This is a genomic window from Saccharopolyspora antiqui (genome assembly GCF_052246905.1).
In the GTDB taxonomy this organism is placed as follows: domain Bacteria; phylum Actinomycetota; class Actinomycetes; order Mycobacteriales; family Pseudonocardiaceae; genus Saccharopolyspora.
Window position 1 is genome coordinate 495236 of the sequence record NZ_JBQQBO010000001.1, and the last position, 12518, is coordinate 507753.

General features: G+C 70.6%; 10 protein-coding genes. 1 reads left to right on the forward strand and 9 read right to left on the reverse strand.

Annotated elements, in window-relative coordinates; genetic code table 11:
* Window positions 1-6: 6 nt before the first annotated feature.
* The 5 genes from ACTWQN_RS02250 to ACTWQN_RS02270 form a co-directional block, all read right to left on the reverse strand.
* Window positions 7-831, reverse strand: a complete 825-nt coding sequence (locus ACTWQN_RS02250; RefSeq protein ID WP_443201598.1) for an ATP-binding cassette domain-containing protein — start codon at window positions 829-831, stop codon at window positions 7-9.
* A complete protein-coding gene (locus ACTWQN_RS02255) occupies window positions 828-2558 on the reverse strand; it encodes an ATP-binding cassette domain-containing protein (RefSeq protein ID WP_443201599.1) in 1731 nt (576 codons plus the stop codon). The genes ACTWQN_RS02250 and ACTWQN_RS02255 overlap by 4 nt, the downstream gene beginning before the upstream one ends.
* Window positions 2555-3496, reverse strand: a complete 942-nt coding sequence (locus ACTWQN_RS02260; protein ID WP_443201600.1) for an ABC transporter permease — start codon at window positions 3494-3496, stop codon at window positions 2555-2557. The genes ACTWQN_RS02255 and ACTWQN_RS02260 overlap by 4 nt, the downstream gene beginning before the upstream one ends.
* 23 nt (window positions 3497-3519) lie before the next feature.
* The gene (locus ACTWQN_RS02265) at window positions 3520-5040 is read right to left on the reverse strand and encodes an ABC transporter substrate-binding protein (protein ID WP_443201601.1); all 1521 of its coding nucleotides are present in this window, start codon (window positions 5038-5040) and stop codon (window positions 3520-3522) included.
* A gap of 83 nt (window positions 5041-5123) precedes the next feature.
* Window positions 5124-7553, reverse strand: coding sequence for a beta-glucosidase family protein (locus ACTWQN_RS02270; protein ID WP_443201602.1), 2430 nt, complete (start codon window positions 7551-7553; stop codon window positions 5124-5126).
* Between the two features lie 104 nt (window positions 7554-7657).
* Here ACTWQN_RS02270 and ACTWQN_RS02275 point away from each other — a divergent pair, with 104 nt between their 5' ends.
* Window positions 7658-8407: a TetR/AcrR family transcriptional regulator gene (locus ACTWQN_RS02275; protein ID WP_443201603.1), complete on the forward strand. Its 750-nt coding sequence runs from the start codon at window positions 7658-7660 to the stop codon at window positions 8405-8407.
* A 334-nt stretch (window positions 8408-8741) separates the two neighbouring features.
* Here ACTWQN_RS02275 and lexA read toward each other — a convergent pair whose 3' ends face one another.
* From lexA to ACTWQN_RS02295, 4 genes are all read right to left on the reverse strand, one after another.
* Complete coding sequence (gene lexA, locus ACTWQN_RS02280; protein ID WP_443201604.1) at window positions 8742-9404, reverse strand: transcriptional repressor LexA; 663 nt, start codon at window positions 9402-9404, stop codon at window positions 8742-8744.
* Between the two features lie 73 nt (window positions 9405-9477).
* Window positions 9478-10158 (reverse strand): GNAT family N-acetyltransferase, encoded by a 681-nt coding sequence (locus ACTWQN_RS02285; protein WP_443201605.1) that lies wholly within the window; start codon window positions 10156-10158, stop codon window positions 9478-9480.
* Window positions 10159-10296: 138 nt separating this feature from the next.
* Complete coding sequence (locus ACTWQN_RS02290; protein WP_443201606.1) at window positions 10297-11118, reverse strand: NADPH-dependent oxidoreductase; 822 nt, start codon at window positions 11116-11118, stop codon at window positions 10297-10299.
* A gap of 179 nt (window positions 11119-11297) precedes the next feature.
* Complete coding sequence (locus tag ACTWQN_RS02295) at window positions 11298-12119, reverse strand: methyltransferase domain-containing protein (protein WP_443201607.1); 822 nt, start codon at window positions 12117-12119, stop codon at window positions 11298-11300.
* Between the last annotated feature and the right edge of the window lie 399 nt (window positions 12120-12518).

A 12518-nucleotide genomic window follows, 5' to 3' on the forward strand; every position in this document is an offset into this window, starting at 1 on the left:
GCCGGGTCAGGTGGCCAGCGCGCGCCGCGCCTTCCTGCGCGCCGCCTGCGCCGCCGGGTCCGGCACGGGCGCGGCGAGCAGCAGCCGCTTGGTGTAGGGGTGTTCCGGCTCGGTGGTGACCTTCGTGCCGCCGCCAGTCTCGACGATCTCGCCGCGGTACAGCACGGCCACCCGGTGGCTGATGTGGCGCACCACGGCCAGGTCGTGCGAGATGAACAGGTACGCCACCCCGGTCCGCTCCTGGATGTCGATCAGCAGCTCCAGGACGCGCGCCTGGGTGGACAGGTCGAGCGCGCTCACCGGTTCGTCGCACACGATCAGCTTCGGGCTCAGGGCCAGCGCGCGGGCGATGGCGATGCGCTGCCGCTGGCCGCCGCTGAACTCGCGCGGCAGCCGCTCCCCCGCACCGCCGGGCAGCCCGACCGAATCGAGCAGTTCGGCCACCCGGGCGCGCGCCTCCCGGCGGCCGGTGCCCGCGGCGGTCAGCGGCTCGGTGAGGATGTCCTCGATCGTCATCGCCGGGTTCAGCGAGCTGTACGGATCCTGGAACACCCCCTGGATCCGCGAGCCGAGCGCACGCCGCTGCTTGGGCGCGAGCGCTGAGATCAGCTGCCTGTCGAAGGTGATCGTGCCGCCGGTGACCCGCACCAGGCCGAGGATGGCGCGCCCCAGCGTGCTCTTCCCCGACCCCGACTCGCCGACCAGGCCGAGGCATTCGCCGGGCGCGATCTCGATCGACACGTCGTGCAACACCTCGACGGGTGGCTTCCGGAAACCCTTGCGAGGAAAGGAAACACCGATCCCGTCCACGGTCAGCAGCGGTTCGCTCACAGCTGGCTCCTCTCACCCGCGCCCGCCGCCAGCGGCGCGCGGGCGGGCATGTCCTCGACGTTGGCGTCCAGCAGCGACCGCGTGTAGGGGTGCTCGGGCGTGGCGAAGATGGACGCCACGTCCCGCTGCTCGACGATGCCGCCCTCGCGCATCACGGCCACCCGGTCGCAGATGTCGGCCACCACGCCGAAGTTGTGCGTCACCAGCAGCATCGCCATGTTCCGCTCCCGCTGCAGATCACGCAGCAGGTCGAGCACCTCGGCCTGCACGGTCACGTCGAGCGCGGTGGTGGGCTCGTCGGCGATCAGCAGGTCGGGATCGCACGAGACGGCACCGGCGATGAGCACGCGCTGCGCCATCCCGCCGCTGATCTCGTGCGGATACTTGGCGAACGTGCCAGCCGGATCCGCGATGCCCACCCGCTCCAGCAGTTCCAGCGCCCGGCGCCGGGCCTGGGCGCGCGGGATGCGCAGGGTGGCCACCATCGGTTCGACCAGCTGCGTGCCCACCGTGAAGGCCGGATCGAGGTTGGACATCGGCTCCTGCGGCACGTAGCCGATCCGCCGACCGCGGAACCGGCCGCGCTCCCGTTTGTCCAGAGTGGACAACTCGGTGCCGTCGAAGCGGATCCTCCCGGCGACGACGGTGCTCTCCGACGGCAGGAGGCCGAGCACGGCGAACGCGGTCTGCGTCTTGCCCGAACCTGATTCGCCCACCAGGCCGAGCACCTCGCCCTTGGCGACCCCCAGCGACACGCCGTGCACGACGGTCTTGTCACCGTAGGCGATCGTCAGGTCGCCGACTTCGAGCAGCCGCCCCGAATCCTCTGCGGCCGTCCTGGTGGGCTGCGCCGCGGCGGTGGTCCGCGCGAGCTTGGGCCGGTCCTGCACCGCGTCGCGCAAGCCGTTGCCCAGCAACGCGAGCGCGGTCACGGTCACCGCGATCACCAGGCCGGGCCAGATCACCAGGTACGGGGCCGAGTAGATGTTGGCGAACGCGTCGGCCAGCATCTGGCCCCAACTCGGCACGTCCTGCTCGCCGAGGCCGAGGAACTGGACGCCGGTCTGCATCAGCACCGCGAGCCCGGCGCAGATCGCGGCCTGGATGATCACCGGTGCGCGCACGACCAGCAGCACGTGCCGCGCGATGATCCGCGCGTCGCTCAACCCGGAGATGCGCGCGGCATCGATGTAGAGCTCGCCGCGCACGTTGCGCACCGCCGTGCGCACCAGTCGGAAGAACGACGGCGAGATCAGCACGCCGAACACGGCCATGATCGCGATCGTGTTGGGTCCGATCGCGGCGATCGCGGCCAGCAGGATCACCATCCCGGGCATCGCGATGATCATGTTCGAGACCCAGTTCGCGGCGGTGTCGAAGGCCTTGCCGAAGTATCCGGCGACGAGCCCGCTGGGGATGCCGATCAGCATCGCCACGACGGCGGTGACGAGTGCGCCCAGCAGGGTTTCGCGCCCGCCGTGGAGCAGCCGGGACAGCACGTCGCGGCCCGCGCCGTCACCACCGAGCGGATGTCCGGCGCCCGGGGATGACCGCGCGATGCCTGGGATGACGGTGTTCGGGTCGTAGGGCGCGAGCAGCGGCGCCAGCAGGCTGACCGCGATCACGGCGAACAGCAGCACCAGCGCCGTGGCGCCGAGCGGGTTGCGCAGCAGCCGCGCGGTGACGCCGTGGCGGGGCGGGGCGGTGGGCATCGGGGAAGTGGTCACTGCGCACGCACCTTCGGGTTGAGCCAGCCGATGGCGATGTCGATGGCGAGGTTGACGACGATCACGACGAGCACCATCAGCACGACGACACCCAGCACCTGCGGACTGTCGCCAGCGACCGTCGCGTCGAGGATCATCGAGCCGACCCCGGGCAGCGCGAAGACCTTCTCGATGACCACCGTGCTGCCGAGCAGGTTGATGAACTGCAACGACAGCACGGTCAGGGCGTTGGGCGCGGCGTTGCGCAGCGCGTGCCGGAAGATCACGCTGCGTTCGGGTAGCCCGCGGCTGCGCAGCGTGCGCACGTAGTCGGCCTCCAGGTTGATGAGCAGGGCGCTGCGGATCTGCTGCGCGGTGGCCGCCACCGAACTCAGCGCGATCGCCACGATCGGCAGCGTGATGGACAGCGCCCAGCCGCCCAGCGAGCCGGTCATCGGCACGTAGCCGGTGGCCGGGAAGAACTGGTTGTCGACGGCCAGCCACAGGATGAGCAGCAGCGCGAGCCACACACCCGGCATCGCGAACCCGGCCACGGCCAGGACCTGCACGATCCGGTCCACCCAGCCCCGCCGCACCGCGGCCAGCACGCCCAGGCAGATCGCCAGCAGAGCGGTGATGACCACCGAGCCGATCGCGATCGACAGCGTGACCGGCAGCCGGTCCAGCAGCGCCGTGGTGACGCGGGTGTTCGACAGCCAGGACGTGCCGAAGTCGCCGCGCAGGGCGTGGGCCAGCCAGTCTCCGTAGCGGACGAGCGGGCTGCGGTCGAGGCCGAGTTCGGCCATCTTCTGGGCGATCTGCTCCTGGGTGGCGGTTTCGCCGAGCAGCGTGCGCGCGATCGACGTACCGCCAGCGGCGAGCAGGAAGAAGGCCACCGTGGCGATCGCGAAGACGAGCAGCACACCCGCGATCAGCCTGCGCGCGATGAAGACGAGCACCGGATTGTCCTTTCGCGACGGTGTCAGGAGGCGGGTCGGTAGTTGTAGATCGACGGCACGATCTGCAACCGCTGCGCCGTGACCTCGACCTTCGGGGCGGAGAAGTAGACCGAGTCCGGGAAGTAGGCCGGTGCGAACCACGCCTTGTCCACGTACAGCTGGGAAAGCTTGTGGTATTCGGTGTTCCGCGCGTCCCCGGTGGCCTGCCGCACCCGTTCGATCTGCGCGTCGATGTCCGGGTCGTCGACCTTGAGCGGGTTCCAGGAGGCCTTCGGCGAGCCCCAGAAGTTCACCGCCTGCCAGGGTTCGCTGGACTGCAGCTGGTACCAGACGACGGCGTACTTCCCGGACAGGTACTCGGAGTTCGTCGCTTGGACGGGCACCTGCACGTAGTCGACCTCGATGCCGACCGCGCCGAGCAACTGCTTGAGGATCGGCGCCACGTTGGGGTACAGCGGCATCGGCATCGGCAAGGTGAAGCCGTCTGGATAGCCCGCTTCGGCCAGCAACTGCCTGGCCTTGGCCGGATCGTAGGGATAGGCGTTGTCGAGCGCGGGGTCGGCGGCGCCGGACTGCGGGTTGAACGGCTGGGCGGTCTTGCGGGCCGCGCCGCCGGTCATGATCCCGATGATCGCGTCGCGGTCCAGCGCGTAGTTCATCGCCTGCCGCACCCGGACGTCGGCCAACGCGGGCACGATCTTGCCTGCCCGGTCGAAGATGAACAGGCCCTGGAAACCGGGACCGGGGGTGTCGGTGACGGTCAGCCCGGCCTCGCGCGCGACCGCCGCGGTGAGCGGATCGCCGAAGCTGGCGTCGACCTGGCCGGAGCGCACCGCGTTGAGCCGCGCGGTGGTGTCGGTCATCGGCTTGAGCACCAGCTTGTCGTACGGGAACGCCTGCGGATTCCAGTAGTGCGGGTTTCGCACGTAGGTGTACTGGACCGTCGGCGTGGTCTGGGCGGGATCGAGCAGGTACGGCCCGGTGCCGACCGGAGTGGTCTTGAGCGTCCCGGCCTCGATCGCGGCGGGGCTGGCCATCATGCCGCCCGGCATCGCCAGCTGGTGCACGAGCCCGGGATCCGGCCTGCTCAGCAGGATGTCCACATCGGACGGTGAGTTGACCACGATGTCCTTGATCGAGGCGAATCCCGTGGCTCCCGTGCCGGTCCCCTTCTTGGTGGCTGCCAGGTTGGCCTTGACCGCCGCGCCGTCGAAGGGCTGGCCGTCGCTGAACTCGACGCCCTGGCGCAGGGTCAGGTGCAGCACCGTGTTGTCGGCGTTGTAGCGCCACGACGTCGCCAGCATCGGCTGGTACTCGCCCTGCGGGCTGATCTTGAGCAGCGAGTCGTAGACCGGTTGGTAGAACTGCACGTAGTGCGCGTCGCGGGAGTCCGCTGGCGCGAACGAGTTCACGTCCACGGCGGCCGCGAGCGTCAGCGTGGTCCCCTGCGAGGTGTCCACCGGCGCCGAGGCGCAGGCGCTCGCGGCGAACAACGTCGCCGCGAGGCCTGCCACCGCTGCGCGGAAGGACCAGCGATTGGGCATGCGTACTCCTTCGTACCCCGAAAAGCTGGCCCGAGTGTAGAGGCCAATCAACCTATGTGAAAGTGCACCTAGGTCCAGAATCGTCACGAAGCGGTTTCAACGGTGATCCGAACCGAAGACCGGAGGTCACGGCTGGACCGCCCGACCTGGAGGATGTACTCCCCCGCCGGAATCCGCCAGATGCCAGCGGACTCGTCCCACATTTCGAACGCCCGCTGCGGGACGTCGACCGCCACGGCGGCCGCAGCGCCGGGATCCACCTCGACCGCCGCGAAGCCCGCGAGCCAGCGGACCGGCCGGTCCTGGCCCGGCGCCGTCAGATAGGCCTGGACCACCTCGCGGGCGCGACGCGCACCGGTGTTCACCACCGGGACGGTGACCTGCCGCGGTCCTGTTTGGACGGCGTCGCCGTACTGCCAGGTCGAATACCCGAGTCCGAAGCCGAATTCGCGGGCCGGGACGCGGCCCAGCCGATCCCAGCCGCGGTGCCCCACGTCCAGTCCCTCGGCGTAGTCGACCACGCCGTCGACCGGGATCGCGTGCGGCACCGGCACATCCGCCGCGCGCGCGGGCAACGTCCACGGCAGCCGCCCGGTCGGCTCCACCGCCCCGGTCAGCACGTCGGCCAGCGAGCCACCGGCTTCCTGCCCGGGCAGCCACCACCACAGCGCCGCCGGAACCTCGTCGAGCCACGGCAGCAGCACCGGCGCACCGGCGTTGACCACGACCACGGTCCGATCGTTGACCTCGGCGACCCGCCGCACCAGGTCGTTCTGGCGGCCGGGCAGGTCGAGGTGCGGCCGGTCCCAGCCTTCGGACTCGGTCTCGTCGTTGGTGCCCACCACGACCACCGCTACGTCCGCCCGCCGCGCCGCGGCGACCGCCTCGGCGATCTCGTCCTCGACGCTCGGGCCGGGTTCCTGGTGGCGCACCTCGACGTGGGCGAACCGGACGAACGAACCCGGCGTCACGGCCTGGACCTCGGCGATCACCTCGACGTCGCGCGGCTCGGTGATCTCGACCGCGGTGGTGACGCCCTCGGGGTGATTGGCGGACGAGTCCAGTACCACCTCGGGGCCAGCGATCCGCTCGCTCTCGCTCAGGGTGCGCCCGTCGACCGAGACGTGGTGCCTGCCCACCGGCGCCACCTCGACGAGGTGGTCACCGGGTGCGGTCGGCCGCAGCGTGGTGCGCACGCGCACGGTGTCGGCCGCGTCCGGCAGCTCGGTGACGCGCCCGGACCACGGCGCCGATTCGGTCCGCCGCTGCACGACCGATCCGGCGGCGTCGAGGACTTCGATCTCGAACGCCCCGCCGTCGAACGCCCCGCCGTCAAGCAGCGGCAGGTGCCGCCTGGTCGTGCCGCCGCGATGCGCGGTCACCTCCGCATCCGGGAAGGCGCGCGCGATCTCCGCCAGCGGCGAGGCGACGTGCGGCGGCACGACGTGCGCGCTGCCGCCGCCCTGGACGAACGGATCGAGCGCGTTCGCGCCGATGAGCGCGATCCGCTGGATGTCCGGGCGGAGCGGGAGCAGGGAAGTCTCGTTGCGCAGCACCACGGTCGCGCGGGCCGCCGCCGAACGCAGCGTCGCGACGGTCGCCGGATCGTCGCCCGAGTTCCGTGGCGCGGCAGGCGGGGTGCCGTCGAGCGCACCGACGCGTTCGGCGAGCCGCAGCAGCCGACGCACCTTCTCGTCGATCGCCTTCTCGGGCACTTCCCCGCCGCGCACCGCGGCGAGCAGGTGCTCGCGCCACGGCCCGCCCGGGCCGGGCATGACCAGGTCCAGGCCGGTCCGGGCCGACTCGACCGTGGACTTGGTGGCCAGCCAATCGCTGACGACCACACCGTCGAAACCCCACTCGCCCTTGAGCACCCCCGCCAACAACCGGTCGTGCTCGGTCGCGGGCGAGGACTCGACGCCGTCGTCCACGGCGTTGTAAGCGGCCATCACCATCCACGGCTTCCCGTCGCGCACGACCTGCTCGAACGGGGCGAGGTAGACCTCGCGCAGCGCGCGCGGCGCGATCCGGGCGACGTAGCTGGTGCGCTCGGTCTCGGAATCGTTGCCGACGAAGTGCTTCACGCACACCCCGACGCCCTCGGCCTGCACCGCTTCGACGAACGCCGTGGCCATCCGGCCGGACAGCAGCGGATCCTCGGAGAAGCATTCGAAGTGGCGGCCCGCGACCGGGGTCCGCTGCAGGTTGACCACCGGCGCGAGCACCACGTCCGCGGCCTTCGCCACGGCCTCGGCGGCCATGATCCTGCCGAGGTCGGCGATCAGCTCGGCGTCCCAGGTCGCGGCCATCGCGGAGGGCGCGGGCAGCTGCGCCGAGGACAGCCGCTGCTCGGTGACACCGCGGACACCGATCGGACCGTCCGAGACGGTCATCTGCCGCAGGCCGATCTCGGGCAGCGCGTACAGCTTCCACGCGGTCTCGCCGGTCAGCAGGCGGACTCGGTCCTCCAGGGGCAGTCGTGCCAGCAGTCGTTCGATCCGTTCTTCGCTCATTCTTCGGACTCCCGCGGGTCGAGAACACTTACTTACAGGTTAGTAAGTGATTCGCGTAGGCTAGCCTGGCGGGGCTGATCCACCGGGAAGAGGAGGTCACGGCAGTGACGGACGGGGCCGGGCGGACGCGCGACACCAAGCGACGGGCGAAGCAGCGGACGCATGGCGCGGACGCGCCGCCCGCCCGCGGCAGCGCGGTGACCGAACCGCCTGGTGACGCCACCGCGCCGCGTGCTCACGTCGCACAGGCGGACAAACCGCGCACCGGCCCCAAACGGCAGGCCCGGACGGCGCAGCGGCGGGAGGACGTGCTGCGGGCCGCACTGGCGGTTTTCGGCGAGCGCGGATTCCGCAACGCGTCGCTGACCGAGATCGCGGAGCGCGCGGGGATGACGCACGCGGGCGTGCTGCACCACTTCGGGTCGAAGGACCAGCTGCTGCTTGCCGTGCTGCGGTATCGGGACGGCCAGGAGGTCGCCGGAGTGACGGGCCGGAGCAAGCCGCACGGCGCGGAGCTGCTGCCGCATCTCGTCCAGACGGTCGGGGAGAACGAGTCGCAGCCGGGCATCGTGCAGGCGTTCACAGTGCTGGCGGCGGAATCCGCCACGGAAGGGCATCCCGCCCAGAGCTACTTCCGCGACCGGATGGCGGGCCTGCGCGCGGCGATCGCGGCCGGGCTCGCGGAACGAACCGGCCGCGACGCCGCCGACCCCGAGGTGATCGATTCCGCCGCGGCGCTGATCGCCGTGATGGACGGGCTGCAGATCCAGTGGCTGCTCAGGCCGGACGCCGTCTCGATGCCCCGCTCCGCGAAGCTGGTGCTCGACGCCGTGATCGCCCACCTCGCCGACTGACCAGGCGAATTCGCCCGCACCGCAACGCGGCCGGGTCCGCTGGCCGACCGAGCAGTGGCGGGACCGTTGCCCCTCCAGATAATCGACTACGCCGCCGCTGGCGGAAGCCACTCCGATCTCGACGAATACGACAGGGTGATGGCCGCCGAGCTACAGCCAGACTGCGTTGCGACCACACCCAATCGACTCCCGCGTGAGGTGGATCAGTTCTCGGGATCTGGCCACGGTCTCCGCACCGGCTCAGTCGAACAGGCGGCTGGCCGCAAGGATCGAGCACCAGAACAAGATCCCAACGGCTGAGAACCGCCGTGGCTCCCCGCAGCCGATGCGGGCTTCACACGCTGCGCAGCACCGAGACGACGGTGCCCAGCACGACGGCGTCGTCACCGTCGATGACCTCGTAATCCGGGTTGCACGGCTCAAGGTGGACGTGGCCGCCGCGGCGGCGATACACCTTGACGGTCGCCTCGCCATCGATCATCGCGGCGACGATCTGGCCCGAGTGGGCCTCGGGCTGCTGGCGCACCACGACGATGTCGCCGTCGCAGATCGCCGCGTCGATCATCGAGTCACCACGCACCCGCAGGCCGAAAACGTTGCCCCGCCCGGTCAGTTCGCGCGGCAACGTCAGGATGTCATCGACGTGCTCTTCGGCTGAGATGGGCGTCCCTGCCGCGATGTCGCCGACCACGGGAACGGTCACCGAGTCATCGGCGGTCTCCCTCGGCTGGGTCTCCGACAGGAACATGCGCACGTCGATGGGCCGCGACATGGTGTTGCTGCGCCGGAGAAAACCCTTCTCCTCCAAGCTCGCCAGGTGTTTCGACACCGACGACGATGACCGCAGGCCGACGGCATCACCGATCTGCCGAGTGCTCGGCGAGTACCCGTACCTGATCACCCAGTCCCGGATCGTGGCCAGGATCAGCTGCTGGCGCAGCGGCAGGGTCGAGGTGTCCAAGTGCTCGAACGCATCAAGATCGTCGTAGGCGGCCACCCACCGAATGCTAGAGGTCGCTGCCCACGACCACGCCACCGACACGCACGGCCAACCACGTGGAGCTTCGCGCTCACGACGCGGGAACCCGGATGGCGGCGAAGACCAGGTGTTGCCGGAGGCGGAATCCCAGTGCCTCGTAGAGCCGGATGGCGCCGGTGTTCGACGCGACCGCGTGCAGGAACGGCGTCTCGCCCCGCGCGTGGATGCTCGCTGCCAGCGCGAGCACGAGCCGCGTCGCCAAGCCCTGCCCGCGAAACGCCGGATCGGTGCACACCGCGCTGATCTCCGTCCAACCCGGCGGGTGCATGCGCTCACCGGCCATCGCGACCAGCGCACCACCGCGCCGGATGCCCAGGTAGGTGCCGAGTTCGTGGGTGCGCGGCAGGAAGGGCCCCGGCTTGGTGCGCTCGATCAGGGAGTGCATCTCCGGAAGGTCGGCGGCGGTCAGCCGCACGGCCTCCGCGTCGGCTGCGCCGACCACGCGCTCGTCGACCAGCTGCACGCCCGGCAGCCGCTCCAACACGTCCCAGCCCGGCGGGGGCGTGCGCGGCCGACCAGCGAACACCACCGTGCCGCCCGGTCCGGCGAGCTCGGCGACGTCGCGCCAGCCGTCGTCGAATTCGTCGGTGACGGCGACGAACGGCGCGACGTCGGCGGAATAGCGCAGCACCTGTCCACATCGTTCGGCGAACCGGGCATGCGGACCGGTCAGCGAAGCCCACACGGGATCGTCCAGCGGCGAAGCGTTCACAGCCGCCCAGCCAAGCATTCGCGCTCTCCCCCGTCCTCCCATTTTCACCAGGTGGGACACCGGCCGTGCCGAACAATCCGGCGCTGTCGACGATGCGCTCCGGGGGCGATGCACTCCGGACGGTAACCGTTCGATCGCCTAGCGGAGTTGGAAACCCCGCTCGTGGAAGGCGTCCCGCAGCCGGTCGCGGCCGCGCAGTCCCGCGACGCTGCCGAACCGGGCCGCGACGCGCTTCACCCAACTCGATTCCAGACCGGCCGCGGCGTAGAAGTCGTTGAGCAACGCCTCGTAGCGCTCGACGTGCGGCGGCTGGACGTCGAGGTCGTAGCGCTCGTGGTGCAACACCGCCTGCTGCGGCAACCGCGGCTTGACAGCGGTCCGCTGCGCCGGATCGGGATGGCCGACGACCAGCCCGAACAGCGGGAACACGTTCGACGGCAGGCCCAATTCCGCCGCGACCTCCAGCGGTCTGTTGCGCAGCGCCCCGAGGAACACCGTGCCCAACCCCAGGGATTCCGCGGCCAGCGAGGCGTTCTGCGCCGCCAGCGCCGCATCCACCACCGCGACCAGCGCGCTCTCCAGGTAGTCCGCGCCGTCGGTGGCCGCCGCCAGTTCCTCGGTGACCCGCCGCGCCCTGGCCAGATCCGCCAGCCAGACCAGCAGCACCGGGGCGTCCACGACGTGCTGCTGACCACCGGCCACGTCCGCCAATCGCGCCCGCCGCTGCGCGTCGCGCACCACCACGACGCTCCACAGCTGCAGGTTGCTGGAGGTGGGGGCCGATTGGGCGGCAGCGACCAGCGCCGAAATCGTCGCATCCGACACCGGATCGGGCAGGTAGGACCGCACCGACCGGTGCGAGAGCTGGGTGGCGAGCACCTCGTTCCACACCGCGAACGCATCGGGGGCGGCTTCCGCCCCGTAACGACCGCGGTAGCCGACTTCTGACGATGCCGCCATGGAGACTCCAAACAGGTCCGCGAACACCGCGACACTAACCCCGAGCCAGCGGAACCTGGGCCGCCTCCCAACCGGCGGGACGAGCGTGATCAGGCGGTTCGCGCGCCGATGAACCGGATCGCCTCGTCACGCCAGTCGAGATCTCGATCGCCGAAACCGGCACGGCGGTCGCTGGCGGCTCAACCAGCCGCTGGACGACGTGCGACGGTGAGGACCCCGGTGAACGCACCGAGGAACGGAGCATTCCCCGCCGAGGCGGCCTGAGCGTCGAGCCAGGAGTGGAGTTCGGCAGGAGCGGTTTCCTGGTCGAGAGCAGTGCGCAAGGTGTCGTGCACGATCGCGCGCCACACGGTTTCGTTCACGCCGAAGGCGTAGGGGGTCGCCGTGATGTCCACCAACCCGCGCGACGCGAGCTCGACGGGGATCTTCCGGCCCGCCCAGGGCTGCGGGAGCGCGCGCTCAAGCACCGCTTCCAGCGCGTGCACCACGTCGTCGTCGCCGTGTCCGGTCGGCAGGATGTTCCCGCCGTAGTCGAGTTCGAACAGCACGAGTCGTCCACCGGGGCGCACCAGCTGGACCACCAGATCCAGCACCTGGCCGAACAGCGGGCCCGGCGAGTACATCAGCACCCGCTCGGACCGGACCACGTCGTAGGCCTCGCGCGTTTCGAAGTCCTCCAGCGCGGCGTGCACCCAAGTCAGGTTCGACACCGAGGCCGCCCGCGACTGCGCGGTGCCCAACAGCTCCGCGTTCTTGTCCAACCCGGTGAACTCGACGGCCGGGTGGTCAACGGCCAGCCGCGTCACCTCGGACCCGATACCGCACCCGGCATCAAGCACCCGCATGCCCGGGCGGAGCTCGACCGCCGCACGCATGGCCTGCCGGACGGCGCGGATGCCGGGCAGCCGGTCCACCTCGTCCAGGAACCCGGTCAGCGCGGCCGAAACACCGAGCCGCGGTTCGCGAAACCCGTCGTGCAGGTCAGAGCCAGACTCGTGCACAGCCACTCTCCCATCGGCGCTGCGGAACGAATCCGCGCAGGGGCCCGACGAACTCACGCAATCCTGCCACGACCAGCGCACCCGTGGCGCGAACCGCGCGGACCAACCGCCGCCCACCGATGCCGAGGCAGCTCCCCCATTTCGACGGCCTGGGCCGAACGGCGGTGCTGGAGAGCACGAATTCGGGGCCGCGCTCGGTGCTGCGGATCTGGACAGCATCTCGGTCGGCGAGAGATCCGCCGGGCCGGAAAATGCCCGCTGGACCGGTGATTTCACGCCGGGCCAGCGGGCTCTCAGCTGTGTCGGACCGTCAGGATTCGAGCTTTCACCCGCCTTGGACGTCCACTGGAGACGGTCGCCGCGGACTGCACCCCCACCGACAACGTCTACTTAGGACAA